The 26,264-nt window shown below is 46.0% G+C and carries 27 protein-coding genes; 3 read left to right on the top strand and 24 right to left on the bottom strand.

The window, feature by feature from the left end; genetic code table 11:
- The 4 genes from GON22_RS21890 to GON22_RS21905 form a co-directional block, all read right to left on the bottom strand.
- On the bottom strand, positions 1-1,554 hold the full coding sequence (locus tag GON22_RS21890) for a hypothetical protein (protein WP_160398247.1): 1,554 nt from the start codon (positions 1,552-1,554) through the stop codon (positions 1-3).
- Between the two features lie 109 nt (positions 1,555-1,663).
- On the bottom strand, positions 1,664-2,812 hold the full coding sequence (locus GON22_RS21895) for a Rho termination factor N-terminal domain-containing protein (RefSeq protein WP_160398248.1): 1,149 nt from the start codon (positions 2,810-2,812) through the stop codon (positions 1,664-1,666).
- A 60-nt stretch (positions 2,813-2,872) separates the two neighbouring features.
- Positions 2,873-4,255, bottom strand: coding sequence for a DUF5808 domain-containing protein (locus GON22_RS21900; RefSeq protein WP_237179299.1), 1,383 nt, complete (start codon positions 4,253-4,255; stop codon positions 2,873-2,875).
- 49 nt (positions 4,256-4,304) lie between these two features.
- A complete protein-coding gene (locus GON22_RS21905) occupies positions 4,305-4,694 on the bottom strand; it encodes a GntR family transcriptional regulator (RefSeq protein ID WP_160398250.1) in 390 nt (129 codons plus the stop codon).
- A gap of 204 nt (positions 4,695-4,898) precedes the next feature.
- Between GON22_RS21905 and GON22_RS21910 the strand changes: the two genes are divergently transcribed.
- Positions 4,899-6,146, top strand: coding sequence for a sugar efflux transporter (locus GON22_RS21910; protein ID WP_160398251.1), 1,248 nt, complete (start codon positions 4,899-4,901; stop codon positions 6,144-6,146).
- Between the two features lie 171 nt (positions 6,147-6,317).
- On the opposite strand, the gene GON22_RS21915 is transcribed toward GON22_RS21910, so the two are convergent.
- The 5 genes from GON22_RS21915 to sigJ form a co-directional block, all read right to left on the bottom strand.
- Positions 6,318-7,181: an MAG6450 family protein gene (locus tag GON22_RS21915; protein WP_160398252.1), complete on the bottom strand. Its 864-nt coding sequence runs from the start codon at positions 7,179-7,181 to the stop codon at positions 6,318-6,320.
- A gap of 1 nt (position 7,182) precedes the next feature.
- The gene (locus tag GON22_RS21920; RefSeq protein WP_160398253.1) at positions 7,183-8,241 is read right to left on the bottom strand and encodes a DUF3696 domain-containing protein; all 1,059 of its coding nucleotides are present in this window, start codon (positions 8,239-8,241) and stop codon (positions 7,183-7,185) included.
- Positions 8,219-9,388 (bottom strand): DUF262 domain-containing protein, encoded by a 1,170-nt coding sequence (locus tag GON22_RS21925; RefSeq protein ID WP_237179304.1) that lies wholly within the window; start codon positions 9,386-9,388, stop codon positions 8,219-8,221. Before GON22_RS21925 ends, GON22_RS21920 begins: the two co-directional genes overlap by 23 nt.
- Before the next feature lie 196 nt (positions 9,389-9,584).
- On the bottom strand, positions 9,585-10,310 hold the full coding sequence (locus tag GON22_RS21930; RefSeq protein ID WP_160398255.1) for a Fic family protein: 726 nt from the start codon (positions 10,308-10,310) through the stop codon (positions 9,585-9,587).
- 84 nt (positions 10,311-10,394) lie between these two features.
- Positions 10,395-11,264, bottom strand: coding sequence for an RNA polymerase sigma factor SigJ (sigJ, locus tag GON22_RS21935; protein ID WP_160398256.1), 870 nt, complete (start codon positions 11,262-11,264; stop codon positions 10,395-10,397).
- A gap of 255 nt (positions 11,265-11,519) precedes the next feature.
- On the opposite strand from sigJ, the gene GON22_RS21940 reads away from it, so the two are divergent.
- Both GON22_RS21940 and GON22_RS21945 read left to right on the top strand, forming a co-directional pair.
- Positions 11,520-11,963 (top strand): carboxymuconolactone decarboxylase family protein, encoded by a 444-nt coding sequence (locus GON22_RS21940; protein ID WP_160398257.1) that lies wholly within the window; start codon positions 11,520-11,522, stop codon positions 11,961-11,963.
- A 28-nt stretch (positions 11,964-11,991) separates the two neighbouring features.
- Positions 11,992-13,422: an MFS transporter gene (locus GON22_RS21945; protein ID WP_160398258.1), complete on the top strand. Its 1,431-nt coding sequence runs from the start codon at positions 11,992-11,994 to the stop codon at positions 13,420-13,422.
- A gap of 90 nt (positions 13,423-13,512) precedes the next feature.
- On the opposite strand, the gene GON22_RS21950 is transcribed toward GON22_RS21945, so the two are convergent.
- The 15 genes from GON22_RS21950 to GON22_RS22020 all read right to left on the bottom strand — a co-directional run bounded on the left by GON22_RS21950 (position 13,513) and on the right by GON22_RS22020 (position 25,885).
- Positions 13,513-13,764, bottom strand: a complete 252-nt coding sequence (locus GON22_RS21950) for a type II toxin-antitoxin system HicA family toxin (protein WP_336604355.1) — start codon at positions 13,762-13,764, stop codon at positions 13,513-13,515.
- Positions 13,727-14,149, bottom strand: a complete 423-nt coding sequence (locus tag GON22_RS21955) for a hypothetical protein (RefSeq protein WP_237179300.1) — start codon at positions 14,147-14,149, stop codon at positions 13,727-13,729. The genes GON22_RS21950 and GON22_RS21955 overlap by 38 nt, the downstream gene beginning before the upstream one ends.
- A gap of 189 nt (positions 14,150-14,338) precedes the next feature.
- On the bottom strand, positions 14,339-14,605 hold the full coding sequence (locus tag GON22_RS21960) for a metal-sensitive transcriptional regulator (protein WP_160398283.1): 267 nt from the start codon (positions 14,603-14,605) through the stop codon (positions 14,339-14,341).
- Positions 14,606-14,701: 96 nt separating this feature from the next.
- The gene (locus GON22_RS21965; protein ID WP_160398284.1) at positions 14,702-15,178 is read right to left on the bottom strand and encodes a DsrE/DsrF/DrsH-like family protein; all 477 of its coding nucleotides are present in this window, start codon (positions 15,176-15,178) and stop codon (positions 14,702-14,704) included.
- Positions 15,179-15,214: 36 nt separating this feature from the next.
- On the bottom strand, positions 15,215-15,442 hold the full coding sequence (locus GON22_RS21970) for a sulfurtransferase TusA family protein (protein WP_160398259.1): 228 nt from the start codon (positions 15,440-15,442) through the stop codon (positions 15,215-15,217).
- An 86-nt stretch (positions 15,443-15,528) separates the two neighbouring features.
- Positions 15,529-16,110: a sulfurtransferase TusA family protein gene (locus GON22_RS21975; protein WP_160398260.1), complete on the bottom strand. Its 582-nt coding sequence runs from the start codon at positions 16,108-16,110 to the stop codon at positions 15,529-15,531.
- Between the two features lie 36 nt (positions 16,111-16,146).
- Positions 16,147-17,295, bottom strand: a complete 1,149-nt coding sequence (locus GON22_RS21980; protein ID WP_160398261.1) for an MBL fold metallo-hydrolase — start codon at positions 17,293-17,295, stop codon at positions 16,147-16,149.
- Positions 17,296-17,418: 123 nt separating this feature from the next.
- Positions 17,419-17,733: a rhodanese-like domain-containing protein gene (locus GON22_RS21985; RefSeq protein ID WP_160398262.1), complete on the bottom strand. Its 315-nt coding sequence runs from the start codon at positions 17,731-17,733 to the stop codon at positions 17,419-17,421.
- A 34-nt stretch (positions 17,734-17,767) separates the two neighbouring features.
- The gene (locus tag GON22_RS21990) at positions 17,768-18,154 is read right to left on the bottom strand and encodes a rhodanese-like domain-containing protein (protein WP_160398263.1); all 387 of its coding nucleotides are present in this window, start codon (positions 18,152-18,154) and stop codon (positions 17,768-17,770) included.
- A 163-nt stretch (positions 18,155-18,317) separates the two neighbouring features.
- A complete protein-coding gene (locus GON22_RS21995) occupies positions 18,318-19,103 on the bottom strand; it encodes a sulfite exporter TauE/SafE family protein (RefSeq protein WP_160398264.1) in 786 nt (261 codons plus the stop codon).
- A 366-nt stretch (positions 19,104-19,469) separates the two neighbouring features.
- Positions 19,470-21,818 carry an ABC transporter permease gene (locus GON22_RS22000; RefSeq protein WP_160398265.1) on the bottom strand — a complete coding sequence of 783 codons (2,349 nt, stop codon included), beginning with the start codon at positions 21,816-21,818 and terminating at the stop codon, positions 19,470-19,472.
- A gap of 1 nt (position 21,819) precedes the next feature.
- Complete coding sequence (locus GON22_RS22005; protein ID WP_160398266.1) at positions 21,820-22,581, bottom strand: ATP-binding cassette domain-containing protein; 762 nt, start codon at positions 22,579-22,581, stop codon at positions 21,820-21,822.
- A 133-nt stretch (positions 22,582-22,714) separates the two neighbouring features.
- Positions 22,715-23,977 carry a sensor histidine kinase gene (locus tag GON22_RS22010; protein WP_160398267.1) on the bottom strand — a complete coding sequence of 421 codons (1,263 nt, stop codon included), beginning with the start codon at positions 23,975-23,977 and terminating at the stop codon, positions 22,715-22,717.
- On the bottom strand, positions 23,974-24,663 hold the full coding sequence (locus tag GON22_RS22015) for a response regulator transcription factor (protein WP_160398268.1): 690 nt from the start codon (positions 24,661-24,663) through the stop codon (positions 23,974-23,976). Before GON22_RS22015 ends, GON22_RS22010 begins: the two co-directional genes overlap by 4 nt.
- Before the next feature lie 184 nt (positions 24,664-24,847).
- On the bottom strand, positions 24,848-25,885 hold the full coding sequence (locus GON22_RS22020; RefSeq protein ID WP_237179301.1) for an NAD(P)-dependent alcohol dehydrogenase: 1,038 nt from the start codon (positions 25,883-25,885) through the stop codon (positions 24,848-24,850).
- Positions 25,886-26,264: the final 379 nt, after the last annotated feature.

Below are 26,264 nucleotides of genomic sequence, written 5' to 3' on the forward strand. Positions count from 1 at the left end.
TCATATTCCTCCTGCGGAAAGGTTATTTTCATACAAAGGATATGCAATCGGCAAAGAATAGTGTGATAGCATCTGCACTAGCTTCTCAAGAGGCTCGTGTGGTTGTCTCCAGGCGAAGAACCCCGGATAATGGATCGAAATCAAGCTCTCTAAACCAGAAAACGTCGACGCTGTCGCATCGAGAATGATTTCGCCAAGCACTTTTTTATTCATGTATTCATCCTGCAAGGAAATCTCCGCTACCCAAATGAACTTGGGCATTGGCAACTGCGAATAACCTACAGCAATCGGTTTATCAATCTTCTCGTTCACGAAATTCAGCGACCTAAACCGCTTAAATTGCCTGGATGATGTTAGAAACAATCGGATAACCATAGGATTGCTCGAACTATATTTATTAATACCTTCGACTTTGCCCGCGTCGATTAGGTTGTTTAAGTTGTTTAAAGCATTGGATACGCCCATCTTCTCATGGAACAAAATGTTCTTGGAGATCGTATCCGCTTCCGTCGCTTCAAGAAAGATCCGCTTATAGAGCGGGACAACGATGCCGTCGATTACGGGATCCTGATATGTAGTAACCGCCGTATAGTCTTGAACCGCAAACGGGACTTGATTATCATCCATTATAACATACTGAGGAAAAAAATCAGCGGAGTTCACAAAATGGATGCCATTTGAAGTCTTGGGCGTAATTGAGGTGTCCATTTTGTCCGAATGCCCGATACATACAACTGCATGGCCAACGGATATGCCATTCTGCTTCGCTTTTACACTCAGTGCGACCGGAATGCCGGATTCAATGTAGTAATGCAAAATTCTTTTGAATTCAGGATCGAAGAAAGCACCGATTCCCCTGGAATAAATTCTCGGAGAGAACCCGAAACTTTTGACGAGGGAAGAGATTTGGACGAGCGACAGGCCTTTGGAAGGCAGCACCCGTTCATTCGACCGGTTCAAAATCGTATCGACGATTTCGCTTGGATACGCAACTTTATAATCCGCATACCTTGTCCCGTAGTACTCCAGAATGCCCCACACCGTCGTCTCGGCGCAGGTCATCGTTTCGGTATCTTGCGACGAGAACGGGAACGAATCGATTTCGAATCGAACACCTAGAATCGTCGGCGCAAATCTTGTTGTCCTAACATAACATCGATTGATGTTTATTTTCTTCGGATCCAAAATAGTACGCCCCAGGCAACCTGGGCTAATTGGTTTTAGGACAGCACATCCGATAAAGCTTTGTTGCAGCCTTTGATGCCCTTCTTCCGAATAGAAATCTTCGAATGCAATATCGCCTGTATAGAACGAAATTCGCCTGCAATTGCGGCTGGCATCAAAGTGTTTGTTAGAGAAGTATTTGTAATAGGAGTCCCTATAAACTTTATCTACATAATGATTTTCGACCAATACCGATACCGGTTTAGCAAAGCGATCAAACAAATCTTTAATTCGGCTTTTATCCGCTGAGTGCGACAGCAATAGCGCAATAAATTCATCTACCTCAGCGTCATCATTTAACAAGTAAAGTTCAACTGGCTGCTTCGTCATACGTTATCTCCAATCAAGGTGAAAAAGCGCACATCTGTATAACAGTACCAATTCCCACCTTTATCTGCAAGCCTTTTCAATAAAAAGGTTTGGCGATTGGAAGCCTCGCTTATTTGCCGCAGCATTTTTTATGCTTTTTCCCGCTCCCGCAGAGGCAAGGCTCATTTCGCCCTACCTTAATCGATAGCGCTTGTTGGTTCATATAAATAACATTCCCACCGGTTTGATCCCGGATCAAGCCCAGCTCCGCTGGCGTATGCCCGCAATTCGACCATATTCGAGTATGGTTATGTACCGCTGTGACTAACGATAATATAGAATGGATCTGCTCTTTATTCTGAAAATGGATATCCCGTCTTTCAAATTCGTTCATAACCACGCCAAGCGGCTCTTCCATCGAGCACGCGAGTTGAACATCATCTATCAGATAGGCTACCATCTGCTTATCCTTGCATAGATGCTGGCCAACATATGTTTCTAAACTCCGCAGTTGAGGCGTCATTTCAAAATAACCAGAATCCGAATATTTCAAAAACTCCTCTGGTGCGGGCTTATAATAAGGTTTATTCTCGGCATTCTCCGTGAGCGTTTTCAGCTCGTCTAAGTTCTCCTGTTGAAAATAATCGCTAATCAAAAGCTCCTTATCCAAATACCACCCTTGCTGCCGGGATGCAGCCAATTGGCAGTCTGCCACGAATTGTTCTTCCGATAATGGCAAGCCATGATCGTGAACCATGATGCCGAAGACGGCTTCCAGCTTGCAAGCCCCATACAAGTTAGCTGCTGCATTCAAGTACTTATTCACTTGCTGGCAACGGTCGCGGACGGGAAGCAACGATGTTAGAGCCTGCTTCCGATACCACTCCTTGATCTCCTCTGGCACGAGAAATAACAGCTTGTCCTCATGATAAAAAGAAAACATCAGCCCACGGTTCATCCAGTAAAAGTACAGCTTTGGGCTTACATTATCATTTTGTAAATATGGAACATCTACAAGCTCGTTGAACAACGACCATTCCTCATCATTTGCAACCAGCATAATATTTTCGAGCCCATGGAAATTACGGTTATGTTCAAATAGTGCATCCACAAGCTCTTGCTTCTTCATTTTGGATCTGCCTGATAGGTCCCGATTAGCAGCGATTTCATTCAACCGGTCTTTCGTGAGCAGTTGCAGGATATCCTTCAACCTTGCCTTACACTGTCCTTTTATAGCATATTGAATGTTTAATTCCTTTAGCCCTGCAATATAACCCATAATCATCCACCTTTTAAATTAATGCGAATATTGTATGAAACGAGAGAAGCAGCGGCGCCGCTATTGCTTCGCCAGCCCTTCTTGCAGCCGCTCCAGCAACTGCTTCGTAACCGCCGGATCTTTATCATTATAAATAATGTACGTATCCTTCAATTTAATCTGGATATATGGCGGATGCTTCTTGTAAACGTATAACCTTGCGCTGCCGAGCCCCTTCAGATGGAATTTGCCGCGCGCATACTTATCGGTCGCCTCACCGTTCGATTTACTGCCAGAAGGCAACTGGTCGATCAACGTCAACTGCTCAATGTCCGCCATGTTGAAACTATAGTTATACATAGGGTAATCAATTTCAACCTTATGGCCTGGCATAATCGACAATGCTGGAGATGTCAATTCTGATCGGATGAGCATGAACGATACCCCCACAACAACCACAGCGAACAAGCCAAGCAATCCCCCCATGACTATTTTCCCTGTCCATGTTCCCGTATTAATTGCTTCCCCTATTCCGATTCGTTTCGGAACGAGAATGCTTGTATCATTCGGGTTATGGTACGTAAATCCATTCGCCCAATACTCGTCATCATCGGAGTAGATGGTTTTGCCGTCCTGCGCTAATACGTCTTGCTCAAGCGTACTGATACGCCGATAGATGAGTAAAACCAATATGGCTGGCACCATGGAAAACAGCAGCGTAACCGCCCACCATACGCCGCCTAGCGTAGAATCGCCATTGGAGAGGAATACGCAGAGAAGGCCGCAATGAAGGGTTTCCACTATAGCAAGCCACAGCCACATGTAGGATACCATTCTGCGCTTCGCTTGATTTAGGCCTAAATTCACTTCGCTATTCCCGCTATAGACTTTTGCTTTCGCTCTGCGCATAAGAAGCGAAATGCACAAGAACAATACCGTAAGAAGGAGAGCGCCCGCACTAGCGATGAGAGAGGAATCAAAGTTATCACGCCACGCCCACAGCATAAGCCCAGCCGACATGCCCAATGGAAAGATGAACAACCATGGCGATGCCGCCTTCTCGTTCTTCAATCGTGCAACGCGCAGATCACTCTGTATGACACGCTTCTTGCCGACAAACCAGCCGTTCTCACGCTTCAAGGCAAGCGTATCGCGGAACGCCCTGCGAAATGGCTTCACCATCAGGCAGAGAATTACTGAGAACCACGCGAAGAAATAGACCGTTTGGTACGCCGCCCACCAATAGAGGAGCAAGTAAGGAATAAGCCCCGTCCCGAGCCATAGGCTCGTATTCCTAAACTGCTTGTTGAACCTTGCTTGAATAAGCCCAATGCCTGCATGGTCCATCGCATGGGACGGCAGCGTAACCCCGAACAGGATTCCTTTGTTATATTTCGCCTGCGGCTTATAGGTCACCCACAACGCGGTATAGCAAATTACGATTGAACCTAGCAAAATAGCCATTAACCCAAACACCATGCATCAAACCCTTTCTTATAAAAGGTAGACTGCTTCACTGCTTCGCATACTTCATGCTGGAGAAAATTCGTAAACAAAGGGCATCGAATCTCGGCTGGCTCATGCCTTGAATTGCCGCTTCTGCAATTAACAATTGCAGCCGCTCTTCCAAGTGCGCGGAATTAGAGCCCTCCTCGCCGTCTAGCTTGCGGGGGCTTACCTTCGCGCCATGGCGCCGATCGATAACGATATAGCCTTCTTGCTTTAAGAGCGCATAGGCTTTGTTGACCGTCATCACATTAATGCCGAGGTCATCTGCCATCTGGCGAACAGTCGGCAGCTTCTCCTCTGGTTCAAGCTCCCCCGTGGCAATGCCGATGACGACCTGATTGCGCAGTTGCTCATAGATCGGCGTTTCACTGTCTAGCTCCAACGTAATAATCATGCAACGTTCACCTCAACGCTATCGCGGCTTTCCTTAAGTATTATATATACTAATACAAATAATACTTAAGATCAATCAAGCGCCTTTTTTGCTATCGCTATTCCGGCGCCCTTCTAAATAAATAGACAACCATCACTTTCAACTTTATAATCGATACTTATATTAAAATAATTAGGACACTAATGTGTACAAGGGGTTGTCTGCATGAGTTCTTTGCTGATGGGCATCAGATCCAAATGGAGTAACCTGTTTAAAGTGGAAGGATTTCCTTCCCTTATTTTTATTAATATTTTGATCGGCACCTCCTTCTCATTCGTTCTGCCGTTCACTTCCCTGTTCGGCATCGACGAAGTCGGCATGACTAATTTGTCCTTTGGTGTCTTTATGACGATCTCATCTATCGCCAATGTAATCGTTTCCACCTATATCGGCAAAATTTCTGACGGGAACCTCAGCCGCCGGAGCCTTCTGATCATCTGCTCCTTAGCAGCAGCCATCGGCTACGCTACCTATGCTTTTGTGCGGGACTACTATATTCTTCTTATTGTCTCGTCTCTCGTGCTCGGCGTTGCCTCCTCATCGCTTGCCCAGATTTTCGCGTATGCGAGGGAACTGCTGACCCGGTCCAATCTGCCCGAGAAGGACGCTCCTCTTTACATGAATGTGTTCCGAACGTTTTTTGCCCTTTCCTGGACAATCGGTCCTGCACTCGGTTCGTTTATTTTGATTAAACTCGGCTTCCAAGGGCTTTATCTCTTCGTGGCCGCGATCTATATCATCACCATCGTATCCATACTGTTCTTCATGAAGAACAGCGACGATACACAGGAAGAGAGCCTCCAGACGCAATCTAAAGCGCCTTCGGCTCCGGTTCCATTAAGCACCATTATTTTTCAGCCTCACATTCTAAGCAATCTGGTCGCATTTACATTCATAAAAGCTGCGACAACGATCGGTTCAATGAATATGTCCCAGTTCATGATCAAAGAATTGCATAGTGGCAAAGAACAGATCGGCATCGTGTTCAGCATTCCGCCGATTTTCGAAATTCCATTCATGCTGCTGACTGGAGTGCTCGCTACCCGAATCGATAACCGCATCCTCATTCGCCTAGGCATGGTAAGCGCCATCCTGTATTTCACACTGCTGTACGTGGCATCCCATCCGTGGGAGGTTTATTTGATCCAAATTTTGAGCGCCGCAACCATCTCCATCACATCGGGCGTTGCGATCACCTATTTCCAAAACTTCATTCCGGACATGCCCGGAACGGCGACGTCGCTATATATGAATACAACCACGATCGGATCCATGGTCGCTTTTCTAGTGTTTGGGTTTACGGCAGAGCTGTACGGTTATCGCTTTGTTAATCTGGTTTGTGCGGTGTTAGCGGTCGCTTCATTGTTGCTGTTGCTGGCTGTGCGGAAGCGTGAGGTTCGGGGGATGGCTTGAGGCTTAGATTTACGAAGAGGCGGAGCTCCCTCTACAACTCTTGTGAAAATGCAAAAAACCACATTATGCGGATGTGGTTTTTTGCTTGGTGGAGGTAAAGTATAGCTGTGCAAAACCACAATTCACCGGGAAAGACTTCTTAATTAGATTTATGACAGATATCGAACTCCGTTAACCGCGATTACTAATCTCATGGTCCCTTTCAAACCTTAAGATGTAAAAGACATCATTTTCTCGATATCCAAAACAACGATATTTCCTACTGGTTCGGAACTTACAGATTACTTTATCACGATATTGTGAGTTTCTAAACCAGTTTTCGTCCTGAGAGCTAGGTGAATATAGCTTATACTGGAGGCCATCACTTTTCCCAATGTCGACCCATGTCATTTTGCAAAAGGCTTCGAAGGTCGATAAAAACGCCCGAATCTCATCTTGATCTAACATTTGAAACCCATATTCTCGCTCTAATAAACTAAAAGATAACTTACTACTACCCTCATATTTATGATGACAATAAACTTTTGGATCGATAATTAAATTAGACTCCCATATCAAATTAATCAATGTATCTGGTGAGATTATATTAAGCAACGTTATAGAATCTCCGTTTTTTATAACCTCAATCTGCTCATCGCGAAAGTGCTCATGTGCAAATGACAATATTATTTTTCCTCGTTCACATGCCTCAGCTATTGAATATCCCTGCATTTCTGATCCTAAAAAGAGATACTTATCAAACGAATTATGCTTTGGCGAAGATGTCCAGAACGGTTCCTCATACATTAATTTTTGTAGTAATATTTTGAAAGAACGTACTTCGCTTGACGTTCTCATACTATTGTCAGTTAGAACTTGAAATAAAGATAACTGTGACGTCACCTGACGCTGATACAATTCATGATGGCGAAGTAATGGAGCATTAGCAATCTCAAGTATTTTTTGTAGTTTTATTGTAGATCTCAATGTTGTTAAAAAAAGTTCTAGGGAGTCAAATTGACCATCTAATGAAAGTTCATTTAACACAACTTCCATACTATAGTCCCAACAATGTGTCTAGGTCATCGTCAAATTGATCAAACAAGCCATTCTGATGATTCGTCACATTACCATTCTCACTAAAATGTATACGTACCGGGTCACTCACATAGTTCTCTGTCATTTTGAAATAATACACTGAGACGTCCTCTGTAGAGATTTGATTATTAAAAATGGCCTTTCGAATACCATTAAACACATGATCACTATGAGACTCTATTACTATTCGTACACCATTACTGGCGGCAAATGAAAACAACTCTGTAAGACGTGATTGCGCTCTCGGATGCAAATGAATTTCCGGGTTTTCTATTATCAGGATATCCCCTATACGAGCTGAAAGTACACTGATAATAATTGAAACAATATAACTAAGACCAGATCCAATATTTTTAGGTCTTACCTTCCTGTTACCTTTATTTTGAAACCGCGCCTTCACCTTATCGGTATCTAATAAATCTTCAGTGGATAATTCGGCGTTGATTATGTACTCCATCCAATGGTTTACGTTTATTTCTAATGTACTCCCCTTTTCCACGTCTTTTATCAATTTGGGTTCTATTGTCTCTTTTTTGTGATATTCATAGTAATCAATTGCATATTCACCTAATGATCCAGATTGTTCATGTAAGCTATAGTTCTTAGAATATGTATCCTGAGCACCAAGTCTATTCGCCGATAAGTAATGTATTCTCTTACTTTTACGATGCATAAATTCAAGTAATTCACTATCACCATTCATTTCACAGTTTACCTGTTGATCTTCCTGAGTTAACCTGATATTTACTGTTTGATTTATTACAGATGAAAATGCAATCCTGATTTCTTTTGCATTTGTCCTAAAGTTAGTAGCGTCCGTGAATGATCCTATCGTTACCAGGTCACCATTTAATGGAGAGTTCAACTTCTCAGTAATATTCTGGACTGCTAGCAAAAGAGATTGTACAACTGTCGACTTGCCGGAAGAATTCATCCCAACAAATAATGTTAGTGGTTGAATATTGATTTCTGTGGAGTCGATGCTCTTCAGTCCATTAATTTTCAAATTGCAAATCATTCTTAAACCCCCTTAGCAAATCATCCATTTTATTCAAGATTGAAGGTATAACAATACCTCTACCGCGGTCTGAAGATAATAATTCTCTAAACACATTATCACTAAGTAACCTCCCTGTGAGATTTTGAAGTCCCGCTCGATTATCTAAACAAGTCTGAGTATCTAAATGTATAAATAAATATCCAAAAGATTCGAATAAGATCAAATTTATTGGATATCTTCTGTCACGCCTAAAAGCTCGATTTCCAAATATAATATAATTATTTTCCATTGTTTTACTGAACAATTTTTCCAGTATATTTATATCCTCATTACTCATCACATTAATGCGTTCCATAGTTTTACCTAAAAACTCATCAAGTTCCTTTGGTTTATATTCCAACTGGAGACCGTTAGATGTTTTTAAAATTCCTTTTTTCCATAATAGGAACGAAAGAAGCCGGAGAATCATGTATCTGTCTTTCATTCGGCTTGTCGTTATCGAAGTATCAGTTGCTTTAAGGAAAAAGTTGTTTTTCGCTAACTTATTAATTAACTCTGTAGCTTTACCTTGATACAGAGCATTTCGCATTTCTTGTTGATTGAGTTGAGTGCCTCCTCTATTTACGCGATCAAATATATCAAATATTACTCGATCTGGTGTTGGTGGTTTAATTACTTGAGCGATAATTTGATAATCTTCCAGTTTTGATTGCAAACTACCTTCTAATTTAGAAAATGTTTGACCTTCTAGATTTTTCAATATTCTCAATTGCTGTAATTTAAATTGGTTATCGAAAAACCGAAATATAGTTGTTAATCTTTGACGTCCATCAACCACTACTAGCCGACCGTCCTTTGTTTCATTTAAATAAAACATTGGCAACGGGATTCCCATTAAAACTGATTCTATTAGTTCAGAACGTTGTTTTAGAACCCAAACATCATCCCTCTGATAATCAGGATCAAGTACTACTTGTTGTGGCTTTTTATCATATTTTCTCTTCAGTTCAAATAAAGAATATTGTTCCCGCTCTACTTTTATAGTGACATCAGGATAGATATCTGTCTCTTGATGATAGTTATAATTGTAAATTTCGTCACCATCTAACTCTTCGACAAAATCATTCGAGAGCTCAGGATTAGCATCAGAATATGGCTCAATCATAATTTCCACTGCCTTTCAGCTCGTAGTCTATAGTTCATTATACACCTAGTGGCAGAAGATGTATTCATACCTATTAAGTAGATGGTTTATATTTCCAATTCTAAAACAAAAATCCCGACCTCATACAGTCGGGATTTCACTTGGTGGAGGCATTGTCTCTAACCCTGGCTAGATACAATTCACCTCTCCCCCTTAACTAAACCAACCTCAAGTACCAGTCAAACGTTTTTACAAGTGTTCTCGTAATTAAGGCTATAAAAGGCGCTGCATCGCCTGTCGTGTGAGCTAAATATAAAGTGCTATAATACTCTGCTCGATCCTCTTTCTCGATGACGATGGGTGGATACCCATTTTTCATTAGTTCAAAATTCAGAAGTAAACGGGCTGTTCTGCCGTTGCCATCAATGAAAGGATGAATTTTCACAAACTCGATATGAAGCAACGCCGACCGTTCTACAGCATGTGCATGCGTCTGCCAGTTCTCATAAGAATGGATGAGTTGTTCCATGCAATCAGAAACAAGAACAAAATCAGGAGGAATGTGCGTTGCACCACTAATGATTACATTCTCTTTTCTATAAGTACCAGCATGCTCGTCCTGTATGCTTTTGAGGATGAGCCGATGAATATTTTTGATTTGCGACTCGGTAAATGGTTCCTGACGCCTGACAATTTCCTCAACATACAGGATCGCTTCTTTATGGTTAATGACTTCTAAATGTTCCTTTATAGTCTTGCCGCCAATCGTAATTCCTTCGAGGGCCACCTTGGTCTCAGATAGCGTAAGCGTATTGCCTTCAATCGCATTGGAATGATATGTCCAATTGACAATCATATGCTCGTGTATACTGCGTAATGTATGTACGGGAAAAGGCCTTTTTTGATCAAGAAGCCACTTCTTTTCATTAATTTCAGAAAACATGAAGTGCCCCCTCTCTCAGGAAAATAATGGATCCATTATACTTCAAACAGAGCTTCAAAAGAAAAGGAACGTACACATGCCTCCCTATCTCCCCCGTCCCCGCACCTTATCCGGATTAACAACAAAATACAGCCCCCGGAACTCCCGCCCCTGCGCATCCATCTCCAGCATCATCAGGGACGCTGGAGTGCCATTCTCGTAAAATACGACGCCTGGCTGGCCGTTATGGACAGCCATTTGATAGGTGAGATGCGCATAACGCTTGGCGGATATGCCCATTAAGAATGCAACCACTCGATCCCTGCCATAAAGCGGATTGATCGCCGTATTCACTTTGCCGCCTCCATCGGATATGAGGACTGATGTGTCGGTCAACAAGCGTATCAAGGTGGGCGAGTCACCACTCTGAAACGCGTTAACAAACTGCTCAACGAGCGCTGCCATCTGTCCCTGCTCGATGGTTGGCCTGACCCGATTCGGGTCCAGCTTCTTCTTCGCCAAGCTATAAATTTTACGGCAATTCGCCTCTGATTTGTCCAACAGTTGCGCGATCTCCGTGTAAGGATAATCATAACCCTCACGCAGTACAATGATAGCTCTCTCCATCGGTTTTAATTGCTCTAACAATAGCATAAAGGCGTAAGATAACGACTCACGCTGCTCCGCTATTTGATGCGGCTGCTGCCATCCCACATCGGAAACCGGCTCCGGGAGCCAGACCCCAGGGTAAACCTCTCTCCGCTTCCTTGCTGATTGCAGCACATTCAAGCAACGATTCGTCGTCGCACGCGTTAGATACATCTTCACATGCTCAATCGTATCTAGTGTATCGTGAACATCCAAGAACAAATCCTGCACCACATCTTCCGCTTCCGAAACCGACCCAAGCATATGATAAGCCACCGAATGCAAATACGGATAATAGGCGGAATATGCCGTCTGTAAATCTACCATCACAAATCCCCCCGCGCTCAAATCTCTTATCAAAACTAATAATAGTGGGAATAAATGGTTAAAATTACTCGATACTAATTGTACACGGATGAATGGGAAATTGCTAGACATACCCAGCCCATGCTCATAGCAAGATCATACGGAGACCTTCAATTCCAGCACAGATTTTTTCATAACCGGAACTTTTCACAAAATGGCTCGCTGCTTTGTCTATAAGATGCTTAGGCAAATTTATATGAAGCGAGGAGATTGAACATGAGTACACGATTTGATTATTACAAAGCCTGTCCCGAAGCGACGGAGACGATGTTAAAGCTGGAGGAATTCATTAAAGGCAGTGGATTGGATTCGAAGCTGTACGAGTTAATAAAGCTGAGGGCTTCGCAAATAAATGGCTGCTCCTACTGCATCGATTCCCACACGAGCGACTTGAAGAAAATAGGCGAAACGGACCAACGGCTCTATTTGCTGCCAGTATGGAGAGAAGTCCCCTTTTATACCGAGACGGAACGTGCAGTCTTGGCGTTAACCGAGTCCGTATCGCTAATCGCTGACGCCGGAGTGCCAGATGACGTATACGAACAAGTGATGAAGCACTTCGACGAACGGCAATTTATGGTGCTCATTATGGCTATCAACACAATCAATAGCTGGAATCGAATCGGCATCGCGACACGATTGCTGCCGAAGCAGAAGTAAACAGCTACACGAAGGAAGGATGATTGGAATGGACCCCGCGCAGAAGCCTTCTCCCTTACGCAATCGAGGCATCGTCTTGCTTTTCATTTGTTTCGGCATATTCATGGTCTATCTGGATTCGATGATCGTCAATGTTGCCCTTCCCTCGATCCGCAGCGATCTGCATGTGGGCATATCTAGCTTGCAGTGGGTCATTGACGCCTACACGATTGCTTTTGCCTGTTTGCTGCTGACGGCGGGGAATCTCGGGGATAGTTGGGGCCATAAGAAAGTATTTATTGGGGGCTTGCTCGGGTTCACTTTAGCTTCCCTGGCCTGTGCCTTCGCCCCTTCTATCAGCATGCTGCTAATCGGAAGGGTGCTGCAAGGAATAACAGGTTCCATGATGATTCCCGTCTCGTTGGCCATTATTAGAGGGATTTATCCTGAACCCGCCGCCAGAGCGAAAGCGATTGGCATCTGGGCTGGCATTGGCGGGCTTGCCTTAGCGGCTGGTCCCGTTGCGGGCGGGCTGCTGGTCGAGCATTGGGGCTGGCAGAGCATTTTTTGGATCAACATTCCGTTAGGCTTATTGTCGGCAGCTGTATTAGGCACAGTTCTAAAAGAAACAAGGACGAAACGCTCCCAGAAGCAAGATGTGCTGGGGCAAATCTTATTTATCGCCGGTATCTCCGCTCTCACCTACGCCTGTATTGAAGGAAACTCCCTTGGCTGGCTTTCATGGCCCATTTTACTGGCACTTGGGGGCGTCCTCGTTTGTTTGATTCTTTTTGTACGATGGGAATTGCGATGCAAGGAACCGCTTATCCCGCTCGATTTTTTCCGAAACCGCATATTCAATGTGGCTTGTACGGTTAATTTTTTCGGATTTTTCGGCATGTACGCCGTCATCTTTCTGTTAACGCTATATCTTCAAAACATTAATCACTACTCCGCCCTTGCGACCGGGATCCGCTTTCTGCCCCTGACGGCCAGTATCATGGTCGCCTCCTTCGTAGGCAGCACGATCGCCTCACGTATCGGATACCTGAGGCTCATTATGCTAGGAACCTCCCTAGTAGGCGTGGGAGTCCTCGTCCTCACCTTGCTTAAGGAGGGGAGCGGATACCTCACCTACGCCTGGGCCCTTGCGCTCGTCGGCATCGGCGTTTCCTTCATCGGAGCCGCTTCGACTATCGCGCTGATCGACGCCGTTCCACCAGAACGGGCTGGCGCCGCATATGGTGTCACCAACACGTTTCGGCAGTTAAGCGCGATTTTTGCAGTCGCCTTGTCCGGCACATTAATATCGCAGCACATGGATACCCCCACGATAGAATTCACTCCGGCATTATTCCTCGAAGGATCCAGAAGCTCTTTCTTTATAGCTGGCATTGCGAGTTTGATTGCTGGCATCTGTGCTTTTGTTTTATTGGGCAATCGTACGCGTGTGCTAGTTAAGAACGATGTAGCCCAATAATCGCAATCAGGAGAAGCCGAGTTTCCCCGCCTCAGTAGATCCTATCCACGCACAATTAAAAACGCGAACACATCACACCGTGTTCGCGTTTTATTTCTTCGAATTAAAATATTCCTTATCTACCTTCAACTGTTGCTTCAATATTCGATTAAATAAACCTTTGCCTATTTCCCCTGTACCTTTGGATACCGCGGTTCGCAACACCTCGCCGCTAGGCAAAGTCTTTTCGTATATCTTATCCCTGCCATTTTGCCTGGCCATAACCCAGCCATCACGCCTCAAAAATTTTTCCATGTCACTCCAACTAGGCATGGAACATGATTGATACCGATTCGATATCATCTTCCAACAAAACTCTCAAAACATAAGGTGCATGCTTATGGCGATTTGGCGTATTGTAATAGCGGGAATAGTTATTTTCATAATCGATTGCATACTCTACTAAGTGCCTTGCTAATTCCATTCTCAATTCATCTATCGTCTCACCGTCCGCAACGATGTCTTCAATTTGTTCGATGGAACCCGCATAGCGTCCGTCTTCATCTTGCTCATATTCGAAGGTCAACTCATATATAGAAAGCAATTCCTTCATTTGTTGTTTGGAAAATGCCATAATGATATCTCTATTTCGTTTAATAGCTTGCGGCTTCTCCCTGACAATGGTATCAATAAAACCACCAAAATTAGCTCTTACATCAGTCGCATTAAGAACGGTTTGCATATTCATCCCTCCCTTACCCCCATTGTACTAATTTATGTACATAATGTACACTATGTAGTGTACTCCGTGTTAGTGGGAGCTATTCATCATTTAATATAAAATCCCTGTAGCAAAAAAACGCGAACACATCACACCGTGTTCGCGTTTCTCTTCCGAATATGAAAGGTCCGCAGCTGCTGCCGCCGCCACTTGCTATTATCTGCTCTTTACCAACAGCTCAACAGCTTGCTTCACGAGCTTGCCCGTGTCTCCGCCAGTCTGCTGCTCGTCCAGGATGCATTGCTGAAGATTCTCGGCGACGATTTGGGCGATCGCTCTGTCGGAAGCGTTGCGGACAGCGGACAGCTGGCTTACGACATCCTTGCACGGCTTCCCTTCATCCATAAGGCGCAGCACCCCACGAACCTGTCCTTCGATCCGTTTCAATCGCGCTTTCAACTCATCCGAGTAGTTGTAATCCATCTCTTCTTCACCCTTTCTTGAACGCACACTTACAAATACGAGTATGGGTATATTATAAGGCAAATAAGATAGCATTCATACCCTCCGCCGACCATGCTAGATAAATAGGTTCACGTTGCCTTCCGAAGCGTCCCCGAGATACGCGGCCACACCGCCAAGCTCGATACCGTCTATCAGCTCTTCTTTTTGCAACCCTAGCAAATCCATCGTCATCGTGCAAGCGACCAGCTTAACACCCATTTCCTGCGACAATTCGATCAGCTGCGGCAGCGTCATGGCATTATGCTTCTTGATGACATGCTTGATCATCTTTGGTCCCATGCCGAACATTTGCATTTTGGACAAGCCGAGTTTGTTTGCTCCACGCGGCATCATCCATCCGAACATTTTCTCCAGCAGCCCTTTATTCGTCTGGACAGGACCTTCCTTGCGAAGCGTATTTAGCCCCCAGAAAGTCGTAAAAATAGTTACTTCATGATCATAAGCAGCTGCTCCATTAGCGATGATAAAAGCCGCCATCGCTTTGTCGTAGTCGCCGCTGAACAACACAATAGTCGTTTTCTTCTTCCCCATGTTCTCCATGCCGTCTCTCCGCTCCCCCTGCTATTATTAGACTTTGCGAACGTAAAATTTATACACGCCTTGCTCTTCCTCGTGCTTGATCAGCTCATGGTTCGTTTGCTTAACCCATGCTTGGAAGTCATTGACTGAGCCTTTGTCCGTCGACAACACTTCCATCACTTGGCCGGGTTGTAGGCTATCCAGCGCTTTCTTCGCTTTAACAATTGGCATTGGGCATGCTAGCCCCTTCGTATCGACAACTAGATCCTTATTCATATTGTTATCCTCCTCAAATGTGTTGGTCCCATGACCGCTTAAAATGATGATGCAATTCGCCAACAGATGATTTGCCTTCGTTTTGCTTAGAGCTGTTCCGTTGGCCCGTTCCAGCCAGCCATGCCCGGAATGACGTTCGCGACATGCTCGAAGCCCTTGTCTTGCAGCAGCTGGCAAGCGAGATCGCTTCGGGTGCCCGTTCGGCAAATGACGGCGATAACCTTATCGCTAGCCAACTCCCCGAAGCGATTTTCTAGTTGGCCAAGCGGAATGGAGATTGCGCCGGCGACATGCTGGAATGCATATTCCGCAGGCTCACGTACATCCAAAACAATTATTGCTTCGCCGCCGGCAAGCCTCACTTGCAGTTCGTCCGCTGACATCGTGTTCGCATATGTCGATTCCGGCTTCAGCTCATTCGGGCTTGATTTGCGGACATAATGTTTTAAAACCGCATTCTCCTCGATCGTTCCCAAGTATTGATGGCCGGTCGTTCTAGCCCAGCCTTGAATATCAGCCAGCGAGCCTTTGTCCGTCGCCTGAATCTCGACAACTTGCCCCGATTGTACCGTTTCGATCGCCCTCTTCGTCTTCACGATTGGCATCGGGCAAGCCAGCCCTTTGCAGTCGAGCGTAAGATCCACTTGAATAGGTTCATGTGCAGTCATTGTTGTAGTCCTCCTTCTGTATTCGAAAATATAAGCTTACTTATCATGAATCGCGCAACGGTTAGGACCGATTTCCATCTCACGCTGTTCTTCAGCAGTAGGCGTGATTTTGCCCATGTTCGTATGCCGAATTTCCTGGTATGCGTTTGGCTGCGGCGGCAAATTCTCGGTAACAGCACGGCGGAACTCTGCCTCGTCTTGCATATTGAGCCCTGGATTGTGCTTGTACAGGTCGCCCAATCGAGCGGAAACTTTCCCGCCCTCACCGAGCTCCGTCATTTTGCCAAAATGCGCAGGGAGCACGATCAAATCCTCGGACAGCTCCTTGTAGCGGTTGTACAGTGTATCGCGCAGGTCGCCCACCCAGTCTTCTGCAAGCCCTGCCAAGTCCGGACGCCCAATCGATTCAACGAACAGAATGTCACCCGATAGCAAGTAACGGCCGTCGACGATAAAGGACGTACTGCCGATCGTATGGCCCGGCGAGTATAGCGCCTGGATTTTGATCTGCGTTCCTCCGACCGTTATTTCGTTACCGTCAAGAAGCGGCTCATACTCGAACTGCACCTCCTCAGCATCCTTCGGCGGGAGCCAGTAGGATGCCCCCGTCTTCTTCGCAAGGGCACGTCCGCCGGAGATATGGTCAGCATGCAAATGTGTATCAATCGTGTGTTTGATTTGTGCGCCCTTATCCGCTGCGAACTGTTCGAACACTTCTGTCATCCGCAACGAATCAATCACTGCAGCTTCGCCGCCCGACATAACCATGTAGGACAAACAGCCCTTGCCGATTCGAACGAACTGATAAAGCTCGCCGCCATCTTGCAGATCGCCAACTTTAACCGGCTCCAAATACTCGCTCCATGCTTTCATGCCGCCTTCGAGATAGAAAATGCCGGCTCGTCCTGCCTCCGCCAGTTGCTCTGCCACGAACTTAGACGAGCCTTCCTTGGCGCATGCCACTAGCACTTTCCCTTCTGCCGGGATACGGTCCATGATTGCGTCTACACCCTCAAGCAATTCAAAGTACGGAACGTTTATCGATTCAACCGTTGCCCCTTCAATTCTCCAATCGTTGTAATCACCCTCATTGCGAACATCAAGGATAAACAGCGGCTTTCTGTCCAAAATAAAACGAGTAACTTCCTTGGCTGTCATCGGTTGGTACATGGTCGTAGTTGTCATTTGAAATCGCTCCTTTTATATACCCTATGGGGTATATTTTCGAAAAAATTTTTTTGCCCTTTCAGGCAATCGCTGATTCCGTTCAAACAGGTCAAGCAAGCTTAATTAACCTTCTATGCACGGTCAACATTCAACGCTTCCGTTCCAATTCATCATGCCACCCGTCATATTGACGACGTTATAGCCAAGCGATTCCAGATGCTCGCAGGCAAGCCCACTGCGATTGCCGCTGCGGCATACGATGATCGTTTCCTGCTTCGGGTTAAGCTCTGAATGCCGCTGGCTGACCATCCCGAGCGGCATATGCTTGGCTCCCGCAATATGGCCGGAATCCCACTCATCTTGTTCGCGTACATCGACGATATGCAGCGCCACTCCTTGTTTCATCCATTCGGCCACTTGATCAGGCGTAATTGCTTTTGAAAATTTTCCAGCCATTGTGCTCGCTCCTTTTTTATCCGTTTATTCATCATTATTTTTTCAATTGCCCTCGCCATGCCATAATTCCGCCTTGCAGATGAGCGAGTTCATGGAAGCCATTCTTAGAAAGAACGCGTGCGGCTTGCTTGCTCCTCATTCCGCTACGGCAATACAAGTAGATGCTGCGATCCGAAGGAATTTCGTTTAGCCGCTGCTTCAGCCGGGACAACGGAATATGCATGGCTCCCGCAATGTAACCTTGCTTTACCTCACTTGATTCGCGAACATCGATCAGTACATGATTACGATTCGATTTGATTTCATTCTGCAATTGGTCAGCGTTTAAGCTGCGTAGCCCTTTTACACCTGCGAACCGCTTGCCGATAAACCAAACCATGCCGACAACAATCACGATATTAATCGCGAGATTCTGATCCAATTGATCTCACCTCCTATGCTGAAAATCGAATCCCACATACCCATAGGGGTATAATTTTGATTAAAAAAAATAGATCAGCAACTTGTCTCCATCATATACCCCATGGGGTATAAATGCAAGAGTAAAATCACTGCATAATTATGGCACCTCCCTTTCCCTGCCATTACGTCAGAATATCAAGCCATATTTTTATAACCGTTGCCGTGATCAAACCAGCAAGCACGAATTGCAGCACTTTTACGTTGATCTTCTGCCCAATCTTCGCGCCAATCGGCGAACCTACAATACTCGCCACAACCATGATAATAGATGGAATCAGCAGCATATGGCCGCCCATTGCTTTGCCAAACGTTGAACCAATGGAGGCAATAAAGGTAATGGCCAGCGAAGAGGCAATTGCAACTCGCGTCGGTATTTTTAAAATAACGAGCATAATCGGCACTGTGATAAACGCGCCAGCTGCGCCAACGACGCCGGATAGAATCCCAACAATCGCAGCTGATAAAGAAGCAATCAGGCGGTTGAACTGCAGCTTGGCAAAATCCCCACTCTCAGCGCCTTTCTTCGGCAGAAACATCATAACCGCCGCAATAAGCGCCAGCAGCGCATACGTTATGTTGATCGCTGAATCCGGCAGAAATCTGGAGCCATACCCCCCGATGAAGCTGCCGATCACGATTGGAATCCCCATATAAAGCACGAGCTTCCTGTTAATCAAGCCGCTTTTCCGGTAGGCGAATACGCCTGCAATTGTTGCAAAAAATACTTGTACGGCGCTAACCGCCGATACTTCCTGTGCCGTAAAAGCAGCAAACCCAAGCGCAGGCGGGATGTAGAGCAGCATCGGATACTTGATGATGGAGCCACCGATGCCAACCATGCCAGAGATGAACGATCCAATAAACCCGATCGCAAACAACGTGAGAAGCCAGCCCAAACTTAGATCCATATGAATGCTCCATTCTTAGTTCGTGTATTGGATAAAACGCATCAATATACCCCATGGGGTATATTGTTTTGCATAAAAAAACATGGCCTGCAGGATTATAACCATACAGCCCTTTAACCAACAATGCCTCCTTTACTTGTTGCTATTTGATATTTGTACATATACCCCTATGGGTATTATGATATGCTCTTGCCTTTCCCTTGTCAACCTTCATTCACTTCCAATAGCAATTAAAAAGCCCGACCTAATGGCCGGGCTTTTATCCGTATCAATACTGGCGAGATTATGCCGCAACTCAACTATCCATGAAGGATTTTACGACAAAACAAACGACCATAAGCGGTCGTTTGTTCATTGCAGCCAAAGCTACTCCGTGATTAAGCCATGAGGCGTAATGCGCTTCATTCGATAAGCCGCAATCATCGAAATGATGTAGGCAAGCATCAACATTCCAATACAAAGGGCTACAATGAAGGACAGTTTAATTGTAAATTGTACATTGTGAATGCCCGCCCTAGAGAGCAGCAGCGTCAGCATGGCGTTCGTGTAGAGCGCACCCAATAGGCCTCCGCACATAACCCCTGCCAGCATGACTGGAACATAACTGTATGCCAACTGGTTCATAAGCTGGAGCGTCGTATAACCTATCGCTTTCAAAATGCCAAAATCGCGTTTGCGCTTTAGCAGGGTTGTTTTGATCACGAGATAAAGGATGAGCAAAATGACCAGTGCTGAAATGACAAGCACAATCACCATAACCGTAAACACGGCCGTCGTATAGATGGAGCTTTGGCTGTCAATCGACGCATCAATATCCGTAACTTCAGCCGCTTGGTCTCCATAACGGGCCTTAACCTCGTTAATAAAGGCACCATTCGATACTCCGTCCAAATAAACGTCAATATATTGCCCTGTATAGCGGGGTATTAATTGTTTAATGCCAGGCGTTGTCATATACGCAGCTTGCCCCATATTGCCGATCGACTGGCTTAACCCCGTGACCAGATAGGAAAAGGTGGTGCCATTGTCTTCAAGGTTAATCATATCACCGATGCTTTTATTAGTCTGCTTCGCCAGTGTCCAAGAAATCGCAATTTCATTGTCATACTTCGGGTACCTTCCCTCATAGACGGTCTGGTTGTCCAGCAGGCTGAAATCATCGGATATATTCGTGTAAATGCTCAGGCCTTCTATTTTGATCGGAATTGTATCCAAAAAAAGGGTCTTGCGCACACCATCCATCTGCTCGACCGCTGATCTTAACTTAGCGCTATCAGCCCCTTCTTTCGTTTGGATGGTAACGTTCGATGTTTCCGAGCCAATGAGGCGAATGAATGCCGTCTTATCTCTAGCAATGTTGTCATACAACACAATAGAGAACACCGATGCAAACGTAATGGCGATCATAATGACCGTTATCATTATGTTTTGCTTGCTATTCATCATGGCTGCCTTGCAAGCATGAAGAATCTGCAAACCGCCTCTTGCCTTCTCTAGCCGAAAGTAGTTCCTCCGAAAGTTATGCGCCGTAATGCCCCCGCGTAAAGCGGCGACCGGCTGAAGCTTGCGAATGCGCCCTAAGGATACCAACGCGACGACTATGACAGACACGAGCACAATGAAAATGCTGGCCAAATTGAGGGTTACATTAAAGGTTCGGGCCCACAGCAGCCCTGTCAGTGTAGACAAGATTTTGCTGAAGACAGGGAAAAACGCGTACGATAGGGCGACTCCAACAATACTGGCGGCCAGCGTAATGAACGCAAACTGCCCTACCTGTGCAGCAGCAATTTGCCTGTTCGTATAGCCGAGCGCTTTGAGCACGCCAATGTTCACAATGCTATCCTCTATCATATTGGATACACGGAACTTAATGACGATCAGCGAAACAAGCACAATGACGCCCGCGAATACGACCAAAATAATCGCGATTAAGTTAACCGTCATTCCGCTAACCTGTTTCATCACTTCAATATCTGCCATATATTGAAACGGGTCATTCACGCCGCTGCTCGTGGACATAAATTTCGTATGGAACTCGTCCAGCATCTCGGTTGAACGTTTCATATCCGCAAGCGTCGCAGACAGAAGCACTCCGCTTCCCTTATCGCCTAACTTCACTGACAACTGCCTGTAGGCCGCATCTGCCAAATAAAGCTTCATCACGCCCATATTGTTCGTACCCAACATCGTCGATTCAAAAAATCCTGCTACTTGGTAGCTATGGGACCTGTTCTGATAAGTAATCGTTAACGTATCGCCTAATTGGTAGCCGCCGCTTGCTTGAAAGCTATAAGGCAAGTAAACCGCTTCGCCGCCGGGAATCGGCTCCTGTTTCCCTACCAGCTTAAGTGGCGCAAGCTTCCGGCTAGCATCTGCATTCAATATCGCGAGCCCTGAATTAAATTCACTATCGCCAAAGCGGAAAAAAGCGGAGCCCATCACCATAATAGGCTCAAATTCCACATCGTTCACGCCGGGGTAGGCTTTAAAGAAATCTAAATTTTCTTGTTTATAGTCCGATTTTTCCATCACCATAATCACGTGGGGATCATGCAACTCTTCCGATTTATGCTCATAGAAGGAAGACATAACCGTTATGACCGTCAATCCGATATTTAATAAAAGGGCTGAGGCCGCAATTAGAATGAACAACGATAAGATAGTGCCCTTGCCTTTTCTCAAGTTAGCTTTGACAAGATTCATGACGCCCATCTTACCACCTCATCTCGGCTAGAAAAACTTGCAGCCGCTCAAGGCGCTCAATACTTTCTCCCTTATGGTAAGGGCCGAGCTGCAGATCGCCATAAATAACGCCGTCGCGCAAAAACAGCACGCGATTTCCTCGCAATGCCGTTATAATATCGTGGGTAACCATGACAATGCTCTGTCCGTCCGAGTTCACCTCGGTCAACACATCAAGCACGCTATCACTAGCTGCTGAGTTAAGCGCCCCCGTCGGCTCATCTGCGAACAATATTTTGGGATTGTTGATAAGCGCCCTTACAATTCCAGCCCGTTGCGCTTCGCCACCAGACAGTTGGGAAGGAAACTTCTCCCAAGAATTTTCATTCAACCCAACCGATAAGAGCAATTGCTTCGCCCTTCCTGCAGTCTCCCGCTTATTGCGGCTGACGAGCAGGCCACTAGCCATTATATTATCCAACACGCTCATGTTATCCAACAGATGGATCTGCTGAAACACGAATCCGCAATGGTTTCTTCGAAAGATAGCCAACTGGTCGTTGCTTAGCTTCGAAATTTCATTTCCCTCAAAGTGGATCGCGCCAATTGTCGGTTTATCCATGCCGCTCAGCGCATATAACAACGTCGATTTGCCTGAACCGGAGCTTCCCATAATAACGGTAAAGTCGCCTTCCATCAGGCTTAAATCCAAATTTTTCAGAACATGCTGCTGAAACCCGCTGCTAGAAAAGGTTTTGCACAGCTTCTCCGTCCGTAATAATACCGCTTGCACCTTTACCACCCTCGCCGACTAAGATACTCGCTTCCATGCACACAAGACTGCCGTCCGTCACTTCTACAGTCTTACTATACAAAAACAAATCTTAGTAAAGCTTTGTGCATTTCTTAACGGATTCTTAATTCGCTTAACCTGCCAACATTAATCGCAACACGACCGTAAAACCGTCGCTGCGGCTGTAGCATTCCATCTCACCTTGCATGTTTTTCATAAAATATCTAGAAATAAACAACCCCAAGCCTGTGCCGCTTTGCCCCTGTACGTTCGTCCCCCGATAAAACTTGTTAAACAACAACGGCAGTTCGTCCGCGTCGACCCCTGGCCCGTAATCCATAATGCTGACGGCAAGATGGCCATCCTTGCATTCCGATCTAATCGTTACAGCAGTGCTTGCGTATTTATACGCATTGCTTATCACATTATCGACCACCTGCTGCAACCGGTCCGCATCCATTAGCACAAGGCAAGGCGGGATCGGCTCGCAGTGCACACGCCCTTCATAATCAGCATTCATGAACATTTCCTGCAGCATGCCACTGGATTGCTCGCTTACCGTCACCGTGAGCTCGGTCATCTCTTCCATGGTCGCATGAAACATATCGGTAATGAGCAAATGAATCTGCTCGGCTTTCGAATAGATCGTTTTTAATTGGCGGGTAGTTTTGTCATCCTCAGCTTTCACGAGCATTAGCTCACTGACAGCCTTAATTGACGCGACGGGCGTTTTGATATCGTGGCTTAAGCTAGCAACAAGCTCCTTCTTGCTGCGGTTCGCTTCGTATTCGCTTTGGCGTGCGGCCGCCAGCTGGTCGCGCATCAGATCGAAGCTTTCGGTGAACGCGCCGAACGGATTGTTTTTGCCCATATGCAGCGGAATGTCCAGATTGCCTCTAGCCACATGCGCAGCAAAGCTCTGCAATCGCTTGAACGGCCGAAATATAGCCTGGTTCAACCATACCGTGTAGAAACCGCACATTGCAGCCAATAGGACAAATGCGATTCCAACCGCCCAGGTTAACCGGTCCATAATGCTTTCAATCGCTTGCTTGTAATCGTTCATGACGATAGCCTTGCCCGCTATTTGCCTGTCAATGATGATGTCTACAATCGTACTATTGTGCTTAACTGCATCGTTCATTGTCGTAAACAAACCAGCTGAAGTCTCATACACCGGCTTGCCGGCGGCATCAACAATAACAAAAGGCAGCCGAATCCCGCCGTAATCGCTCGGCTCTAAATGCGCCCAATGGCCTTCTGTTATCTTCACAATTTCATTGACCATAATGACGTCAACGTCGGTATCCACTTTAGCTCTGCCGACCAACATAAATAAAATAAGGCCAACTGCGCATACCGCGGCAGCTATGGCGAATAAGCTTCTTGCGTTCATAGCTGGCTATCCTCCAGCATATACCCCTTCCCCCAGACCGTCTTAATATACTGAGGTTCATTGGGCTTTGCCTCAAGCTTTTCGCGCAGATGGCGGATATGGACATTCAGCGTGCCATCCCCGACAAAAGCATCGCCCCACACATGAAGGAACAGCTCGTCTTTGGGAATAATGCGGTTTTTATGGCCAGCCAAATAGGATAGCAGCTTGAATTCCATCGCCTTTAGCTTCACCTCTTCGCCGTTCACCCGGACACGCCCCATACGCGCATCGATTTGGACCTGCCCAAAATCAAGCGTAGGGGCAGTTGCGATGACCGTCGATGTATACCGTTTGAGCACAGCCTTCACTTTCGCAAGCAGGATGCTAAGCGTATAGGGCTTCTGAATATAGTCGTCGCCGCCGATATTGAGCGCGATCAGAATATCATCATTGCTCGAACGGGCACTAATAAACAGGATCGGAATTTGCGTCGTTTGCCTAAGCTTCTTGCACAAATCAAACCCGGAAGTTTCACCCAAATTGATATCAAGAAGAATAAGCGAGGCTTCATTGTCCTGCAAAAAAGCAAAACATGCTTCTTCACTTGTTACATAAGCAGATTTCACGTTAAACATATTAAAATATTCGCTAGTCGACTCTGCTAATGCATCTTCATCATCAACAATTAAGCAATCATAATGCATCGAATTTCCCCTCACTAACGTTCAATTGCAAGTTTATAAATCCCATCATATAACATTGTCGCAAAAATGGCAGATATATTCACTATTTCTATCGATTATCAATATAATTTTGCATATTATAAAAATCCACAACCTCATGCGGCTGTGGATGGATAGATTTAATGTTCCAAGCGCCTTCGGTTCTTCACCGTGATGCCATCAGCGGCTCCATACATACAATAGCTTTCCCCTTCACACGGCCTTCCCCAAGATGCAGAAGCGCCTGGGCCGCGTCATGCAATGCATACTTCTGGCCGATGACGGGCACGACATGGCCCGCTTCAACAAGCGCCTGCCAGGCCAATTGGTCGTCATGATTAGGCTTGTGAACGAGAACCGCCAGTTTCTTCTTTTCGAACAAGGCAGCAATCGGCGATACCAGCAACGTCTGGAGGAGGCGTGGTATGGAGCCGCCTACCATGACGTATCTGCCGCCTGACTTGAGCGCGCGTTTGATGGCAAATACCGATCGTTTCCCGACGACATCGAGGATCAGGTCGTAGCGTGGACCGATTGCGGTGAAATCTTCTTGGGCGTAATCCAAAACATGATCCGCCCCAAGGGAGCGCAGCATATCCAGCTTGTCGGCGCTGTCCACGCCGGTTACTTTTGCCCCTAGCAATTTGGCGTATTGGATGGCGAACGTGCCTACGCCCCCGCCCGCCCCATTAATCAGAACCCGATGGTCCCTTTGAATCTTGCCTTTATCCCGCAGCCCTTGCAAGGCTAGAACGGCTGCCTGTGGAATAGCCGCCGCCTGTTCAAAACTTATCGCTGTTGGCTTTGGCGTCAAAGCTTCTTCCCGTGCGCATACATATTCGGCGAATCCGCCCCATCCGCAACCCGAAATGTCCCCGAACACTTCGTCTCCTGGCCGAAACCGTTCGACAGCATCACCTACAGCGACTATCTTCCCTGCGATATCAGCGCCAAGAATCCGGTAACGGGGCTTGCGAAGCCCGCCAAGGCGGGTAATGTACGGTTTTCCGCGCAAGAGATCCCAATCCCAGGAATTGACCGATGCGGCATGTACGGCGATCAGCACTTCGTGGCTCTTAGGTACAGGGACTTCCACTTCTTCAATCCTCAGAACATCTGGCGATCCATAGTTGTCATAGACTAGCGCCCTCATCATGTGGGCTTCTCGTTCCCTTGATTGGCCTGCCGCCTGCATCTCTGCCATCGTTAACCTCCCCAGCCTTCATCTATTCCTATAGTAGCATTAATTACAACAAGTAGAAGAAAATTCATAAAAAAAACGAGCCGAGGGACGCGATTGCATTCCTCGGCTCGAACTTTGCCATTACATCAATTGTTTGCCCTTAACTATTCCACTAGCCTTTTTCATTAATCATTCCCGCCAGAAGCAGCATTCGGTAGAGCAGCACAGTATCAACCGAAGAGAAAAATAAAGCCCTGGCATTTAATCTCCTATGGGCAGCTGTCCAAAAGAGACCTTATTAAGCAATCCTTCATCTTTCAGTGACTCATATGCGCTTATTAAATCAGGCACGTTTCGTCCCGTAAGTATCCAACCGCCTACGGTCCCACGAATGGCTTCT

The organism is Paenibacillus sp. MMS18-CY102, assembly GCF_009789195.1.
In the GTDB taxonomy this organism is placed as follows: Bacteria; Bacillota; Bacilli; order Paenibacillales; family Paenibacillaceae; genus Paenibacillus_T.